Origin of the sequence: Clostridium sp. BSD2780061688st1 H5 (assembly GCF_005845155.1) — a bacterium.
Taxonomy (GTDB): domain Bacteria; phylum Bacillota; class Clostridia; order Lachnospirales; family Lachnospiraceae; genus Claveliimonas; species Claveliimonas intestinigallinarum.
Window position 1 is genome coordinate 114911 of sequence record NZ_SPGT01000009.1, and the last position, 15631, is coordinate 130541.

At 55.0% G+C, this 15631-nt stretch carries 15 protein-coding genes; 4 read left to right on the forward strand and 11 right to left on the reverse strand.

Translation table 11 applies throughout. The annotated features are described in order from the left end of the window. Positions 1-3 precede the first annotated feature (3 nt). From FGQ86_RS16435 to FGQ86_RS07820, 6 genes are read right to left on the reverse strand one after another with little or no spacing between them, the layout of a single operon-like run. Positions 4-276, reverse strand: coding sequence for a hypothetical protein (locus tag FGQ86_RS16435; RefSeq protein ID WP_243127193.1), 273 nt, complete (start codon positions 274-276; stop codon positions 4-6). Continuing rightward, positions 164-1183, reverse strand: a complete 1020-nt coding sequence (locus FGQ86_RS07800; protein WP_138303383.1) for a PEP/pyruvate-binding domain-containing protein — start codon at positions 1181-1183, stop codon at positions 164-166. Before FGQ86_RS07800 ends, FGQ86_RS16435 begins: the two co-directional genes overlap by 113 nt. Beyond that, the gene (locus tag FGQ86_RS07805; RefSeq protein ID WP_138303384.1) at positions 1170-1361 is read right to left on the reverse strand and encodes a hypothetical protein; all 192 of its coding nucleotides are present in this window, start codon (positions 1359-1361) and stop codon (positions 1170-1172) included. The genes FGQ86_RS07800 and FGQ86_RS07805 overlap by 14 nt, the downstream gene beginning before the upstream one ends. Before the next feature lie 36 nt (positions 1362-1397). Beyond that, positions 1398-1685: a septation regulator SpoVG gene (gene spoVG / locus FGQ86_RS07810; RefSeq protein WP_033125804.1), complete on the reverse strand. Its 288-nt coding sequence runs from the start codon at positions 1683-1685 to the stop codon at positions 1398-1400. A gap of 49 nt (positions 1686-1734) precedes the next feature. Then, positions 1735-2853, reverse strand: a complete 1119-nt coding sequence (gene glgD, locus FGQ86_RS07815; protein WP_087174943.1) for a glucose-1-phosphate adenylyltransferase subunit GlgD — start codon at positions 2851-2853, stop codon at positions 1735-1737. Then, positions 2850-4124 (reverse strand): glucose-1-phosphate adenylyltransferase, encoded by a 1275-nt coding sequence (locus FGQ86_RS07820; protein ID WP_138303385.1) that lies wholly within the window; start codon positions 4122-4124, stop codon positions 2850-2852. Before FGQ86_RS07820 ends, glgD begins: the two co-directional genes overlap by 4 nt. 255 nt (positions 4125-4379) lie before the next feature. On the opposite strand from FGQ86_RS07820, the gene murC reads away from it, so the two are divergent. The 4 genes from murC to FGQ86_RS07840 all read left to right on the forward strand — a co-directional run bounded on the left by murC (position 4380) and on the right by FGQ86_RS07840 (position 9294). Then, the gene (gene murC, locus FGQ86_RS07825; protein ID WP_138303386.1) at positions 4380-5759 is read left to right on the forward strand and encodes a UDP-N-acetylmuramate--L-alanine ligase; all 1380 of its coding nucleotides are present in this window, start codon (positions 4380-4382) and stop codon (positions 5757-5759) included. A gap of 145 nt (positions 5760-5904) precedes the next feature. Then, positions 5905-7044 carry a DnaD domain protein gene (locus tag FGQ86_RS07830; protein WP_138303387.1) on the forward strand — a complete coding sequence of 380 codons (1140 nt, stop codon included), beginning with the start codon at positions 5905-5907 and terminating at the stop codon, positions 7042-7044. A 40-nt stretch (positions 7045-7084) separates the two neighbouring features. After that, complete coding sequence (locus FGQ86_RS07835) at positions 7085-8074, forward strand: ATP-binding protein (protein WP_033125799.1); 990 nt, start codon at positions 7085-7087, stop codon at positions 8072-8074. Between the two features lie 38 nt (positions 8075-8112). Beyond that, a complete protein-coding gene (locus tag FGQ86_RS07840) occupies positions 8113-9294 on the forward strand; it encodes a ribose-phosphate pyrophosphokinase (RefSeq protein ID WP_347562495.1) in 1182 nt (393 codons plus the stop codon). Positions 9295-9466: 172 nt separating this feature from the next. Here FGQ86_RS07840 and FGQ86_RS07845 read toward each other — a convergent pair whose 3' ends face one another. From FGQ86_RS07845 to asnS, 5 genes are all read right to left on the reverse strand, one after another. Next, on the reverse strand, positions 9467-11020 hold the full coding sequence (locus FGQ86_RS07845) for an ATP-binding protein (RefSeq protein WP_138303389.1): 1554 nt from the start codon (positions 11018-11020) through the stop codon (positions 9467-9469). Further along, positions 11017-12054 (reverse strand): metallophosphoesterase, encoded by a 1038-nt coding sequence (locus FGQ86_RS07850; RefSeq protein WP_171031528.1) that lies wholly within the window; start codon positions 12052-12054, stop codon positions 11017-11019. The genes FGQ86_RS07845 and FGQ86_RS07850 overlap by 4 nt, the downstream gene beginning before the upstream one ends. After that, complete coding sequence (locus FGQ86_RS07855) at positions 11951-13222, reverse strand: HAMP domain-containing sensor histidine kinase (RefSeq protein ID WP_033125796.1); 1272 nt, start codon at positions 13220-13222, stop codon at positions 11951-11953. Before FGQ86_RS07855 ends, FGQ86_RS07850 begins: the two co-directional genes overlap by 104 nt. Continuing rightward, complete coding sequence (vanR, locus tag FGQ86_RS07860) at positions 13212-13901, reverse strand: VanR-ABDEGLN family response regulator transcription factor (protein WP_033125834.1); 690 nt, start codon at positions 13899-13901, stop codon at positions 13212-13214. Before vanR ends, FGQ86_RS07855 begins: the two co-directional genes overlap by 11 nt. 154 nt (positions 13902-14055) lie before the next feature. Next, positions 14056-15447 carry an asparagine--tRNA ligase gene (asnS, locus tag FGQ86_RS07865; RefSeq protein WP_033125833.1) on the reverse strand — a complete coding sequence of 464 codons (1392 nt, stop codon included), beginning with the start codon at positions 15445-15447 and terminating at the stop codon, positions 14056-14058. Between the last annotated feature and the right edge of the window lie 184 nt (positions 15448-15631).

Sequence of the window (15631 nt, forward strand, 5' to 3'; positions counted from 1 at the left end):
CCCTTACCCGTCGATGGGCTCCTGCTCCAGGGCCGCGAAAAAGAGCTCGTAGGCGTCGTTCTGCCCGTCCAGGAGAGGAGAATTCTCTCCGCCGCCGTTGGTGCTCCTCTTGATCTCGGCGTAGAATTCCTCCCCCGCGTTCACCAGCTCCATCTCGTATATCTCATATCCCAGCTCCCGGCACTTCCGGCAGAAGGCCCCCAGGGGATCGTCCTCCTCCCTGGTGGCCAGCAGAGCCTCCTTGAGCTCCGGGTCCTGATGGGCCCTGTGCTGCAGCTCCTCCAGCATTTCCATTGTCGTTGCCATATCTATCTCTCCTTTCTGTCTCCCTCATCAGTCCTGTATCCGCACAGGCATTTCCAAATCCGTCCTCCAGAAAGCTGGAGGACCGCACGATAATAGGGCTCTGCCCGAAATACTCCAGTATGGAGCGGAACTTCTCCCGGATATTCGGGGGAAATTCACCTGCCAGCAGGGCCTCTCTGAGCTCCTTCGCCCGGCTGAAATAGCCCTCCTGGGTCCTCTGGGCAATCCGCAGCTCCCAGCAGCTGTTGGACACAATATAGGTGTAAAACACATCCGACCCAATGTAGAAAGAGTCATGGGGCTCCAGGTACGCCCCGCACCCGGGCAGCTCCTTCCGGACAATCTTTCGGGCCAGCAGCATCCCGCAGGCCTTGCCCCCTATGGAGCCGCTCCCCGCCATCCTGTCCCGGAGCAGGAAATAGTCCCTGGGCTCAAAATATTTCCTCAGCATCTCCTGGAGCCTGCTGTCCTTTGTCATAGTGCTCTCTATGATCTGCCGCTCCATATCCCCATTGAAATTTCCCTGCCGGCAGGCCATCCTGGCCGCGGAGAGGCTGTCGAAGACATAGAAAGCCTCCCTTCCATTTTCTGTGATACAGTTATAGATGTCAACCGTAAAAGCCTCAAAACCTTTATCCGGGTCAAACTCCCGGATCTTAAGTCCCGGCCGGGGTGCCAGCAGGGGCTCATGCCCGGCGAACTTCATATAGACAGTAGTCCGGCCGTCGGCGATGGCCCGCTCCGCAAAGGGCTCCGCAAAATACCGGAACTGGTCCAGGCTCTTTACCCTCCACACAACATTGTCCCCAAGCCGAATGTTGTCCAGAAGCCGGTCTACGTCCGGAAAACCGCTTAAAATCCTGTCAAACGCACTCATATTCTGTCCCTGCCTTCCCGCATCTGGCTATCTCCATCTTTTCATCTGCCATTCCACCTGCTGCCCTATGGCTGCCCCGGCCGCCTACGCCGGGGCGTCTCCCTTGGGCTGCCAAAAAGGCGCCGGGAAATCCCTCTCCGGATTTCCGCAGCGCCTTTGCTGTCCGCTGGTCACTCACACCAGCCTTCGTTTTCTTTTACTTCCAATCTATGGATCAGGCCATCTCCGGCTCGGCTTCCGCCTCCTGGCTCAGCGCCTCCTCGTACTTCTCCAGGATAATGCTCTGGATCCGCTCTCTTGTGGCGGAATTGATGGGATGGGCGATATCCCTGTACTCTCCATCCAGCGCTTTCTTGCTCGGCATTGCGATGAAAAGCCCTTTCTCTCCTTCAATGACTTTAATGTCATGCACAACAAATTCTTCATCCATTGTGATGGACACCACTGCCTTTAATTTCCCTTCCTTCGCAACTTTCCGCACGCGTACATCTGTGATCTGCATGTCTTCTAGCCCCTTTCTTGTCAGTCACTGCATCTTTCCCTTTTTTCTCTTACAGTGCATATCTCTCATTTTTTTCGACTACTATCTTTACGCCATTCTCACCTACGTGGCGCGTATTGGCCCGGATCGTGTCCCGGCTCTCCACGATGCAGTTCTCAATGTAGGTGTTATCGCCCAGATACACATCATTGAGAATGATCGAGTTCTTGATCACGCAGTTATTCCCCACAAAGGTCTTCTTGAACAGCACGGAGTTCTCCACCGTACCGTTGATGATGGACCCGCTGGCCACAAGGCTGTTCTTCACCACAGCCCCCGGGTTGTATTTCGCCGGTGGCAGGTCGCTGACCTTGGAATAAATGCCCGGATATTCCTTAAAGAAGTAATTTCTCACTTCCGGCCTCAGGAAATCCATATTGGTCTTATAATACGCGTCAACTGTAGCGATATTGCTCCAGTAGTCTTTGATCTTATAGCCGTATATCTTCTTCAGATTCTTGTATCTGATGAGGATATCCGTGACGAGATCATGCCTCTCCTCCTCGGCGCAGTGCTCGATCAGGTCGATGAGCTGACGCCTCCTTATGATGTAAATGCCTGTGGAAATAGTGTTGTAGGCCGCCATCATGGGCTTCTCCTCAAACTCCTCCACCCGCATGGTCTCGTCCATCTTCAGGGTGCCAAAGCGGGTCGCGTCCTCGCCGGGCTGCAGATCCCTGCACACGATGGTGATATCTGCCTTCTTCGCGATGTGGTATTCCAGGACTTTGTTGTAATCCATCTTGTACACCGCGTCGCCGGAGGTGATGATCACATAGGGCTCATGGCACTTTTTCAGGAAGTCCAGGTTCTGGTAGATAGCGTCCGCCGTCCCCCTGTACCAGTAGCCGTTGTCCGCCGTGATGGTGGGAGTGAACACGTAAAGTCCTCCCTGTTTTCTTCCGAAATCCCACCATTTGGAGGAGTTCAGATGTTCGTTCAGTGAGCGGGCATTGTACTGTGTCAGCACAGCCACCTTCTGGATATGAGAGTTGGTCATATTGCTCAGGGCAAAGTCGATGGCCCGGTAGCTTCCCGCGATGGGCATGGCCGCCACTGCCCTCTTCTGGGTCAGTTCTCTCATCTTGTTACTGTTTCCGCCTGCTAAGATAATTCCTACCGCTCTCATAATCTCTCACCCGCCTTTATCAATGTCTCTCCGCTCTCTAGCACGCCGCCGGGGTAGTCCTCCCTGACGGTGACGCCGCTGATGGCTGTATTCTTTCCTATCTGCACGCCGCCGGGTATGACAGAGTTCTCCCCGATGGTCACAAGGCCAAAGGAGTAGATATTCGGCTTGAGCCTGTTGGGAACATCCGCGCCTGTGCCCAGAGTGGCGTTGTCACTGATCTGCACGCTCTCCGCGATAATGGCCTTGTCAATGATACAGCCCGCGCCGATTTCCACATCCTTCATGATAATGGAATCCCGGACCACGCTGCCAGGTCCGATGGTCACGCCGGAGCCGATAACGCAGTTGTGGACCTCCCCATAGATCTCTGCGCCGTCTCCTATGATACTCCTGTCGATGATGGCAGTGTCCGCAATGTACTGGGGCGGGATGATATCACTGTTCGTGTAGATCTTCCAGAACTCCTCATACAGGTTGAACTCCGGTATGATGTCGATGAGCTCCATGTTGGCCTCCCAGTAGGATCCCAGCGTTCCCACATCCTTCCAGTAGCCATTGTACTCGTAGGCGAAGAGACGCTTGTCTTTCTCGTGGCAATAGGGGATGATGTGCTTTCCAAAATCACAGCCGGGCACGTCCTTCAGATCCATCAGCGCCTTTTTCAGCACCGGCCAGCTGAAGATGTAGATGCCCATGGACGCCAGATTGCTCTTGGGCTCCGGCGGCTTCTCCTGGAACTCCGTGATGCGGCCGTCAGAGTCCGCCACCACGATACCGAAACGGCTGGCCTCCTCCATAGGAACCGGCATGGCGGCTATGGTCACATCCGCGTCGTGCGCCTTGTGGTAGTCCAGCATCACCTCATAGTCCATTTTATAAATGTGGTCTCCCGACAGGATCAGCACATAGTCCGGATTAAACGTGCTCATGTAATCCAGATTCTGATAGATCGCGTTGGCTGTACCTGTGTACCACTCACTGTTTGAGCTCTTCTCATATGGCGGGAGAATGGACACTCCTCCGATGTTGCGGTCCAGATCCCACGGAATGCCAATCCCGATATGTGTATTGAGCCGCAGCGGCTGGTACTGGGTCAAAACGCCCACAGTGTCGATCCCCGAGTTGATACAGTTACTGAGCGGAAAATCTATAATTCTGTATTTCCCCCCAAAAGCAACGGCCGGCTTGGCAACCTTCGCCGTGAGGACTCCAAGTCTGCTGCCCTGTCCTCCTGCCAGCAGCATTGCTATCATTTCTTTTTTAATCATGCCATCACCCCTTCTCAGCAATTTTTTAATGACTCTTATTATACCATACTTCCGTATTTAAGTGAACATATTTTACAAAAAAAGTGATTATTCTACTATTTTTTTATCGATATATCACAAAAAAAGTTTCTTGGCTTTTCTATTATATATGTTTATAATAATATAAATGGGGCACAGATCGCCTTTTTCGGCGCTTCGCCATTCTTATATGTATCGCTATTGACGGATATTATTTTACAGAAAGGTATGTTGATCATGTATAAAATCAATTTTCATGAACCTGTTCACGTGCACTTTATCGGCATCGGCGGCATCAGCATGAGCGGCCTGGCTGAGATCCTCCTCAAGGAGGGCTTCACCATCTCCGGCTCTGACGCCAGGCAGTCTGCCCTGACAGACCATCTCTCCTCCCTGGGCGCGCAGGTCTTCTACGGGCAGAAGGCCTCCAACATCATCCCCGGGATCGACGTGGTCGTGTACACAGCGGCCATCCACGAGGACAATGAGGAGTACGCCGAGGCTGTAAGGCAGGGGCTTCCCATGCTCAGCCGGGCGGAGCTCTTGGGCCAGCTCATGCGGAACTACCGGGTTCCTGTGGCCATCTCCGGCACCCACGGAAAGACCACCACGACCTCCATGCTCTCCCACATCCTTCTGGCGGGAGAGAAGGATCCCACCATCTCCGTGGGCGGCATCCTGAAGGCCATCGGGGGAAATATCCGGGTGGGTGGCTCCGACATCTTTGTGACGGAGGCCTGCGAGTACACCAACAGCTTCCTCCACTTCTTCCCGAAGATCTCCGTGATCCTCAACATTGACGCGGACCACCTGGACTTCTTTAAGGATCTGGAGGATATCCGCCACTCCTTCCGGAAATTCGCCCAGCTCCTGCCTGAGGACGGCGTCCTCATCATCAACAAAGGCATTGACAGACTGGAGGAGATTACGGAAGGGCTGAAATGCCGGATCATCACCTTTGGCCTGGAGCCGGATGCGGATTACTCAGCCGGCTCCGTCTCCCACGACGAGTTCGGCGACGCTTCCTTTGACCTCATCCGGAACGGCCAGAACGCAGGGCGGATCCGCCTCTCCGTGACAGGGGATCACAATATCTGCAACGCTCTCTCCGTCATCGCGGCCGCAGACCTGCTGGGCGTGTCCCTGGAGGACGTGCAAAAAGGTCTCTCCTCCTTCCGGGGGACAGACCGCCGCTTTGAGCACAAGGGCGACTGGAACGGAGTCACCGTCATCGATGACTACGCCCATCATCCCACAGAGATAAAGGCCACTCTGAAGGCGGCTGCTGCCTACCCCCACCGGGAGATCTGGTGCGTGTTCCAGCCCCACACCTACACCCGCACCAAGGCCCTATTTGACGATTTCGCCGACGCTCTCACTCACGCGGATCACGTAGTGCTGGCGGATATTTACGCCGCCCGGGAGACGGACACGCTGGGCGTGTCCTCAGAGCTGCTGGCAAAGGCTCTGAAGGAGAAGGGCTGCGACGCCTTCTACCTTCCCTCCTTTGAGGCCATCGAGAAATTTCTCGGCAAGCACTGCCAGAAGGGGGACATGTTGATAACTATGGGGGCCGGAAACGTTGTAAACATTGGAGAGGATCTGCTGAAAGGCTAGTTATCCACATTTTCCACAGGATTTTATCCACAAAAAAGATGGATTTTGGCTCAAAAAGTTCTTTTTGCCCCTCCCTCTCCGGTGCTATAATAGGTCTGCGATAAGACGTATACGACAGATAACGACAAGCGAGGATGGGAGAAGCATGAAGAAACTGACACTGAAAAACTGCCGGCAGGAGAGCGCGCTTTTGCTGGATTACGAATTCATTGACAACTATATGCCGGAGGCTAACGGAGAGTACGTGAAGGTCTACCTTCTGCTGCTGCGCTGCCAGGCCAGCCCGGACAGGGAGCTGACCGTCTCCGGCATCGCGGACATCCTGGACGACACGGAGAAGGATGTGATTCGCGCGTTGAAATACTGGAAAAAACAGGGTCTTCTGGACTATGAGATCACGGAGGACCCTGGCAGCGGCATGTCCTCTTCCGTCCATGAGGCGTCCTCCGCGGCGGCCTCTTCACCGGCAGTCTCTTCTGCGGCATCGGTTTCCGCGGCAGTTTCTTCCCCGGATGTTTCCCCGGCGGGAGCTTCCCCGACGGCGGCTTCCCCGGCATCAGATTCCTCGGTGACGGTTTCCCCGGCGGCATCCTCCCCGGAGAACGTGACCCGCTTCCGAAACCGCAAGGAGTTAAAGGAACTGCTCTTTGTGGCGGAGCAGTACCTGGGAAAGACCCTCTCTGTCACGGATATGAAGACTATTACCTATTTCTATGACGAGCTGGGCATGTCTACGGACCTGATCGAGTACCTCATCGAGTACTGCGTGGAGAACGGGCACAAGAGCATGCACTACATACAGAAGGTGGCTCTCTCCTGGACAGACCGGAAGATCCGGACTCCGGAGGAGGCTAAGCAGAGCGCGGCCCTTTACAGCAAAAGCTGTTATGGTGTCCTGAAGGCCTTCGGCATCACCGGGCGCTCCCCCGCGTCCTCCGAGCTGGCCTACATCCAGCGCTGGAGCGGAGAGTACGGCTTCTCGGACGAGCTGATCCTGGAGGCCTGCAACAGAACCATGAACAGCATCCACCAGCCCAGCTTCGACTACGCGGAGTCCATCCTGAAGAGCTGGCTGGAGGGAGGCGTCAAGACCAGGAAAGATGTGGAGGCTCTGGACCTGGCCTACCAGAGGGAGAAGCAGGAGCGGAAGGAAAAGCGCCAGGCGCGGTCCGCAGCCGCTTCCCCGGAGACACCCAGGGCAGCCCGGAACCGTTTCAACAACTTTGAGGGCAGGACCTACGAGGACATGGAGGATCTGACCCGCAGGCTCATACAGAACCAGTAGGACAGGACTGTCCTCCAACACTTGAGAAGGGAGAAGACTTGTGGCTCTTACCAATTCCCAATACGACCAGATTATGCGCACCTACGAGCAGCACCGCCTGGAAAATGAGTACAGGAGGCGCAGGCGCTATGCGGATATAGAAAAAAAGATTCCTCAGATAAAGGAGCTGGACGATGAGATCTCCAGCCTTTCTCTGCAGCAGGCCCGCCGCCTTCTGGAGGGGGATGAGTCCGCTCTGGACACCTTAAAAGAAAAAATTCACTCGCTTTCCCAAAAAAAGCTTGCACTTCTGCGGGAAAACGGTTATCCTTCGGATTATCTGGAGCTTCACTACACATGCCCGGACTGCCAGGACACAGGGTATATCGGAGACAGGAAATGTCACTGCTTTAAGAAGGCTGTCATCGACCTGCTCTACACCCAGTCCAATCTGCAGGAGGTGCTGGACAGGGAGAATTTTGACACCTTTTCTATGGAATACTATTCCGAGGGCCACATCGACCGCCTCACCGGCCGGTCCTCCAGGGAAGCCATAGAGATCGCCCTGAAAACCTGCCACGAGTTCACGGACACATTCGGGACGGATTTCCGCAATCTGCTCCTCTACGGAGATACAGGGGTGGGAAAAACCTTTCTGTCCCACTGCATCGCAAAGGAGCTGCTGGAGCAGTCCTTCTCCGTGATCTATTTCACGGCCGCCCAGCTTTTTGACATATTTGCGAAGAGCACCTTCCGGCGGGAGGAGGAGGCAGGGGCCGACTGCGAGCATATCTACAGCTGTGATCTTCTCATCATTGACGATCTGGGAACGGAGATGAGCAACACCTTCACCAACTCCCAGCTTTTTATCTGTCTGAACGAGCGGATCCTGCGAAAAAAATCCACCCTTATCTCAACCAATCTCTCACTGGAAGACCTGAAAAACATTTACTCGGAGAGAGTCTTTTCGAGGATCACCAGCGCATACACCGTGCTGAGGCTGACAGGTGACGATATCCGGATACAGAAAAAACTGATGAACAGAGCGTAAGAAAATATTTCAAATAACAGGAGGTACCTTATAAGATGCTGCGCCGAAATGAACGTATTTTAGACAATATTCCCGTTGGAGCCCTTGGGATCATCGCCCTGGACGGCTGCCAGGACATGGGAAAGCGTGTCAACGACTATCTCGTAAAATGGAGAAAGGAAGACGGACATGAGCACAAGAACGATGTCGTCTTCAGCGGATATGAGCGAGACAACTATCTGATCGACGCAAGAATGCCCCGGTTCGGCTCCGGTGAAGCAAAGGGGATCATCGGAGAGTCCGTCCGCGGAAAGGACATTTATATCATGGTTGACGTGTGCAACTACAGCCTGACCTATTCTCTGTCCGGCCACACAAACCACATGTCTCCCGACGACCACTTCCAGAACCTGAAGCGCATCATCGCCGCCATCGGGGGAAAGGGACGCCGTCTCAACGTGATCATGCCCTTCCTCTATGAGAGCCGCCAGCACAAGAGGAGCAGCCGGGAGTCTCTGGACTGCGCCCTGGCCCTGCAGGAGCTGGTTCACCTGGGCGTGGACAACATCATCACCTTTGACGCCCACGATCCGAGAGTGCAGAACGCCATTCCCTTAAGCGGCTTTGAGACCGTGCGCCCCACCTACCAGTTTGTAAAGGGACTTCTGCGCACAGTCAAGGATCTTCAGATCGACAGCGACCACATGATGGCCATCAGCCCCGACGAGGGCGCCACAGAGCGCGCCGTGTACCTGGCTAACGTGCTGAACCTGGACATGGGCATGTTCTACAAGCGCCGTGACTACACAAGGATCGTAAACGGCCGCAACCCCATCGTGGCTCACGAGTTCCTGGGCTCCTCCGTGGAGGGCAAGGACGTGATCATCCTGGACGACATGATCTCCTCCGGAGACAGCATTCTGGATGTAGCCCGCCAGCTGAAGCAGCGGAACGCGAAGAGGATCTACGCTGCCGCCACCTTCGGGCTTTTCACAAACGGTATGGAGAAATTCGACAGGGCCTACGAGGAGGGCATCATAAACGGCATCCTGACCACCAACCTGATCTACCAGACGCCGGAGCTGCTCTCACGTCCCTACTACATCAACTGCGACATGAGCAAGTACATCGCCCTCATGATCGACACACTGAACCACGACGGCTCCATCAGCAGCATCCTGAACCCCAGCGCGAGAATTCAGAACGTGGTGGAGAAATACCGCAGGGGCGAGGAAATCTAAGGACAGCTCTGATCCAAAGCAGAATAGAATACACAAAAAAGGACAGGTTCCGTTTTCGCCGGAGCCGGATTGCAGGGACAATTCGGCATCGGGAAACAGAACCTGTCTTTTTCCATACATTACATTTCTATGACTTCCCTTCTGTCCGTCACGGGATGATCCCCGCGGGATATCAGGGAAGATCGATCCGGTCAAAGGGGATGGACTCCCGGCGGAGGATCTCCTCCTCCCGGCTGTGGCAGGTAAAGAGGAGCACCTGCTCCCTGTTCTTCGACAGCCATCGAAGAGTGTTGGCGAGCCGCCGGTCATCATAGCTGGCAAAGACGTCATCCAGGATCAGGGGATACTCCTCCTCGTAGAGAAGATCTGCCGCCGCCAGCCGGAGGGCCAGGTAGGCCTGCTCCACAGTCCCCCGGCTCACCTGTCCCATGGAAATCCTGCGGCCGTCCTGGAAGAGGACAAGCTGAGCCCCCTCCTCCACCAGCAGCCTGGTGTACTTCCCTCCTGTGATGCCCTGAATAATCCCGGAGACAGCCCCGTTCAGATCCCGGCGCACCTGGGTCTGCATGTCCCGGGCCACCTGGGAGAGCCGTTCATGGGCCAGGGCCAGGGCAGCCCTCTTCTTCTCCTGCTCCTTGTAGATGCTGTCCAGCTCGCCCATCTCCGTCAGCTCCTCCTGAAGGTTCTCATACTGGATCTGCTTCTCCTTCTTCTCCTCCTCCAGATGCTGCTGCTCCCAGAGCAGCTTCTCCGCTGAGGCCAGCTCCTCCTCCGGGGTGATCTCCTCCAGCATCAACTCGGGGACTGTCTTCTGCCGCTTCTTCTCCACCTTCATGCGGTTCCAGATATAGATCCCGCCTGCCAGAGCCGCCACAACCGATGTGGCATAATTCCAGGGCCGGGGGATGAGGACAAAGAGAATGATCACCGCCAGGATGATACCTGCCACCTCAAGGGGATGGATCCGCCATCTCGCCGGGCGCAGCTCGTCGATCATCCGCTTCTCGCTCTCCTTCTTCTCATTCTCTTCCTTGATCCTCTTCAGCTCCAGTCCTTCCTGCACCCGGTCCAGCTCCTCCTCCAGCCGGTGGATATCCCGCCACACGTAGGAGGCCTCCTGCTCGATCTTCTCCCTGCGGCGCTGGCGCTCCCGGGTGTAATCCCTGGCCTGCCGGTCCAGAGCTTTTTCATGGTCCCGAAGCACTTCCTGGGCAGAGGCAAGGTCAATCCTCGTATCTCCGGAAACAGAATAATTTGCGGCGAAATTTTTCAGCTCCGCTGCCAGCTTCTGTCCTGTCCGGGCGCCGGACTGCCTGATGTACAGCGTGTCCTCATAGCTGTCAGCCTCCAGCCCTGGCAGGATCATCTCCAGGTCCCCGTCCTCCAGAGACAGACGCTCTCCGTCATCCAGGCAGACAAGCTCCGCCCTCCTGGCCTGCCGGTCAAATCTTCGCTCCAGCCGAAAGGTCTTTCCCCCGCAGTTGAACTCTATGGCTCCCCCGTAGAAACCGTCCCCGTCCCAGGGCTCGTACCGGCTGAAGGTGTCGCCCGCCGCCGCCCGGCCCCGGCCTCTCTCCATGCCGAAGAGCATGCTCTTTATGAAAGTGTGGACGGTGGTCTTCCCGGCTTCGTTCTCCCCGCCAAGGAGCTGTATGCCGTCCCCCAGCAGGATGGTCCTGCCTCTGAATTTTCCGAAATGTCTCAGTTCCAGCTTCTGAATTTTCATTCTGTTCCCCTTCTTGTCTCCATGAGAGCGCTGATCCCCTCAAAGAGCGCTCTGTATTCCACGCTGTCCTTTTCCGCTCCGGAAAAGCTTTCTATATATCTGCCGATCAGATTGTTCTTATTGTTTCTGTACAGCTTCTCCAGATCCCAGGCCGGCTTTGTCTCATCCACGATGTCGATGATATTCCCCCGCCTGTCCAGGGCGTCCAGATCAAAGAGGGTATCAGGGTCACGATACCCTTTCAAAAGAAACTTATACATGTTCTGTATTCCGTTTTCCTCAATCTTCTTCCAGATCAGATCCGCCAGACCCGCGCCTGTTGTCCGGCGATCCACCTCCACCTCACAGTGAATATACTCCCGGGATGCAAAGGGGACAAAGGAAAAGCGGCAGCCATCCTCCGTGATCTCCCCCTGTATGTAGCCGTGATGCCCGGTGTCATTCCTGTCCGTTGGCTCCAGCGCCCCCGCGTAGGCTGCCAGACCCGGAATGACCACCTGAGGCATATGGATGTGCCCCAGAGCCACATAGTCGTAGCCCAGGCCGGCCAGCGCCTCCCTGCTTACCGGAATGTGGTCCGTGTCCCCACCGTGGGCCAGAAGGATCTCTCTCTTCTGTCTCCCGGCCGCTGGCGCGCTGTCGTAGAGGGGCTGCCGGATCTGTCTCTCGTGGTAGCTGCACCCATACACTGCCGTCTCAAGGGCGGGAAGCTCCACAGCCTCCACACTCGCCGATCCCAGGAAATGCACGTTGGCACTCCACTGAAAAGTCCGGTAGTAGGAGTCCCTGCGCATATAGTCGTGATTTCCCGCGATGAGAACCACCTGCGTCCTCTCCAGGGAGGCGAACAGGCCGTCCACCTCCTTCAGCTCCCGCAGGAGGGGCTGCCTGTGAAACAGATCGCCGGCCACAAGGAGAAGATCCGGCGCCTCATTTTTGCACACTCTTATCAGTCTTCGAAAGCTTTCCCAGATTTCTCCTCTTCGCTCCCCGCTGTACGCTTTTCCTGCCTCGGGCGACACCCCTAAATGCACGTCCGCGATGTGTATGAACTTCATTTTCTTCCTTTTCCTCCTGCTCTTTTTCAGACGGCAGCGTCACGATAAACTGTGTCTTCTCGTCGTCGCTCCTGGCCATGATCCTGCCCCCGTGAAGCTCCACGATCTCCTTTGCTATGGCCAGGCCAAGCCCTGCCCCGCCGGTCTCGCTGGATCTGGAGTCGTCCAGGCGGTAAAATTTCTCAAAGATAGTCTGCAGCTTTGTGCCCGGAATTTTCTTTCCCCTGTTGGAAAATATAATCTCCACATCCTTATTCTTTCTGCAGGCGCTGATCTGTATGGTCGTCCCCGCATAGCAGTAGGCTATGGCGTTCCGGAGGATGTTGTCAAAGACCCTGGCCAGCTTGTCCGGATCCCCGTACACCACCAGTCCGTCCTCCGTCTCCACCTCGCAGGTAAGCTGCTTCTCCTGGAGAACGCCGTAGAGCTCGTCCGCAATCTGCTCCAGCATCATGGACAGGTTCAGCTCCACCGGCTCCAGCTCGATGTCCTGGAGATTGAATTTGGTAATGTCAAAAAACTCATTGATCAGCTCTCCCAGTCTTATAGCCTTCTCAAGGGAGATGTGGATATACTTTGCCCGCTCCGCCTCCGGCATGTCCGGGTGGGCGTCCAGCATGGCCAGGTAGGCAACCACGGAGGTGAGAGGCGTCTTCAGGTCATGGGCCAGGAAGAGCACCAGGTCATTTTTCTTCTTCTCGCTCTCTATGGCCTCCAGATCCTGCCTCTTCAGCGTAGCCTTGATCTCGTTGAGCCGGATTTCAATGGGCTTCAGCTCCGTGATCAGGTGGATGGGCTCTGTGGACTCGGAGATAATATTCTCGATACCGTCCCCCACCTGGTCCAGATATTTAGTCATCTTGGACAGGGCCACATAGAAAAACAGGGCAAACAAAAGGAGGAACCCAACGATCATGAAAAACACTTTGTTGTCCCCGATCAGGCTCCAATATAAATCAATGGCGGTCTGTTCTTCCACATGAAAGGCTGTCAGGATATCCACAAATGTAGTCGCAAAGCTGTCGTTGTATACCCCGTCAATCACGTAATTCAGAAGAAAGCCGCCAACAAGTACAGTCAGTGCTGTCACCAGCACTGTCTGCAGCAGAATACTGAATTTTAATTTTCTGTAATTACTCTTCAACTTTATAACCTACTCCCCATACTGTCTTGATAAAGTCTGAAGTTCCAGTGGGCGCACTCATTTTTTCCCGCAGATGCCGGATGTGCACCATGACCGTGTTGTTGCTGTTTTTGTAATATTTTTCGTGCCACACCTTCTCGAACAGCTCCTCGGAGCTGATCACCTTGCCCCTGTTCTCGCACAGGAGCCAGAGAATGTCAAACTCTATGGGGGTGAGTGTGAGAGGGACCTCGTTGTAAATGCACTCATGGGACGTCCGGTTCAGGAGAAGCCCGCCGAAATCAATGATCTCCCCCGGCTCCTTCCCACCGTCATTGTACTGGGTGTAGCGGCGGATCTGGGCCTTCACCCTTGCCACCAGCTCCAGCGGGTTGAAGGGCTTGGGTATGTAGTCGTCAGCTCCCATGGTGAGCCCTGTGATCTTGTCCATGTACTCGGTCTTAGCCGTCAGCATGATCACAGGGAAGGTGTATTTCTCCCGGATCTTCTTCAAAATCTGGAACCCGTCAATGTCCGGCAGCATCACATCCAGGATGGCCAGGTCGATCTTCTTCTCAAAGATGCAGTCCAGGGCCTCCTGCCCTGTATAGAACTTGTAGACCGTATACTGATCGTTCTGCAGATACAGCTCGATGACATCGGCGATCTCCCGCTCGTCATCCACTACTACGATATTCATACTTTCGTGAACCTCCTTATTCTCCCCTTCGGCAGGAGAGGCGCCTTCCCGGCGCTCCCCCATCTCCGGTGAATGTGTGATGTTCCCCTCGTCATTCCTTCTCTGCTGTCTTTCCTTTATCCTGTCAATCCGCTCTGCCTGTCCCGTCTCCCTCTTACAGGTCGCAGTTGTTCACTGTCCTGGGGAAGGGGATCACATCGCGGATGTTACCCATTCCTGTCAGGTACATGATGCACCTCTCAAATCCAAGCCCAAAGCCGGAATGGCGGGTGGAGCCGTATTTTCTCAGGTCCATGTAAAAGCCGTAGTCCTCCTCCTTCAGGCCCATCTCCTTCATGCGCTGCGCCAGCTTTTCGTAATTGTCCTCCCTCTGGCTGCCGCCGATGATCTCGCCGATGCCGGGCACCAGGCAGTCCACAGCCGCCACGGTCTTTCCGTCATCGTTCAGCTTCATATAAAATGCCTTAATTTCCTTTGGATAGTCTGTGACAAACACAGGGCGCTTGAAGACCTCCTCAGTCAGGTAGCGCTCATGCTCTGTCTGCAGGTCTGTTCCCCAGGAAACCTTGTACTCGAACTTGTCGTTGTTTTTCTCCAGGAGCTCCACTGCCTCTGTGTAGGTCACCTTTGCGAACTCGGAGGACACCACATTGTGGAGCCTGTCCAGGAGTCCCTTGTCCACAAAGGAGTTAAAGAAGTTCATCTCCTCCGGCGCGTTCTCCAGCACATAGTTAATGACATATTTCAGCATGGCCTCCGCCAGATCCATGTTGTCATCAAGGTCCGCAAAAGCCATCTCCGGCTCGATCATCCAGAACTCCGCCGCATGCCTTGTAGTGTTGGAGTTCTCTGCCCGGAATGTGGGGCCGAAGGTATAGATATTCCGGAAAGCCTGGGCAAAGGTCTCGCCGTTGAGCTGGCCGCTGACTGTCAGGTTCGTCTCCTTGTTAAAGAAGTCCTTGGAATAGTCCACCGTGCCGTCTTCCTTCCTGGGCACATTGTTCAGGTCCAGGGTGGTCACCTGGAACATCTCCCCTGCTCCCTCGCAGTCGCTTCCCGTGATCAGCGGGGTGTGCACATACACAAAGCCCCTCTCCTGAAAGAATTTGTGGATGGCGTAGGCTGTCAGGGATCTCACCCGGAACACAGCCTGGAAGGTGTTCGTCCTGGGGCGAAGATGGGCGATGGTCCGCAGGTATTCAAAGCTGTGGCGCTTCTTCTGGAGCGGGTAGTCCGGCGCGGAAGCGCCCTCCACCTCCACCGTCTCCGCCTGGATCTCAAAGGGCTGCTTTGCCTGGGGTGTGGCCACCAGGGTTCCCTTCACGATGATAGCAGCTCCCACGTTCAGTCTGGAGATCTCCGCGAAATTGTCCATGGTGTCATGGTACACCACCTGCAGGGTCTCAAAGAAGGACCCGTCATTTACCACGATGAACCCGAAGGTCTTGGAGTCCCGGATGCTGCGCACCCAGCCGCCCACGGTCACTTCCTTATCCAGGAAGGCCTCCGTGTTCTTATATAATTCTCTGACTGTTGTAAGCTTCATGATCATTTACTCCTTCTGATATCTATATCTTTTTTTCAGCACTTTCAAACATTATAGCACACCGATAGCAGTTTTAAAAGGAAGGATTGGCAGAAGTCCCGGCCTCCTTTCTACTACAATATATTTATGGTTAATACCCCTTACAGCCAGTAAGGAATTACCCATCTTGTTGCTTAAGCTGTTA

Bases quoted from the DNA above. Each gene is read 5' to 3' on its own strand.
- FGQ86_RS07820 (WP_138303385.1), bottom strand. From the start codon at position 4,124: ATGATTAAAAAAGAAATGATAGCAATGCTGCTGGCAGGAGGACAGGGC.
- vanR (WP_033125834.1), bottom strand. From the start codon at position 13,901: ATGAATATCGTAGTAGTGGATGACGAGCGGGAGATCGCCGATGTCATC.
- murC (WP_138303386.1), top strand. From the start codon at position 4,380: ATGTATAAAATCAATTTTCATGAACCTGTTCACGTGCACTTTATCGGC.
- FGQ86_RS07800 (WP_138303383.1), bottom strand. From the start codon at position 1,183: ATGAGTGCGTTTGACAGGATTTTAAGCGGTTTTCCGGACGTAGACCGG.
- FGQ86_RS07830 (WP_138303387.1), top strand. From the start codon at position 5,905: ATGAAGAAACTGACACTGAAAAACTGCCGGCAGGAGAGCGCGCTTTTG.
- FGQ86_RS07845 (WP_138303389.1), bottom strand. From the start codon at position 11,020: ATGAAAATTCAGAAGCTGGAACTGAGACATTTCGGAAAATTCAGAGGC.
- asnS (WP_033125833.1), bottom strand. From the start codon at position 15,447: ATGAAGCTTACAACAGTCAGAGAATTATATAAGAACACGGAGGCCTTC.
- glgD (WP_087174943.1), bottom strand. From the start codon at position 2,853: ATGAGAGCGGTAGGAATTATCTTAGCAGGCGGAAACAGTAACAAGATG.
- spoVG (WP_033125804.1), bottom strand. From the start codon at position 1,685: ATGCAGATCACAGATGTACGCGTGCGGAAAGTTGCGAAGGAAGGGAAA.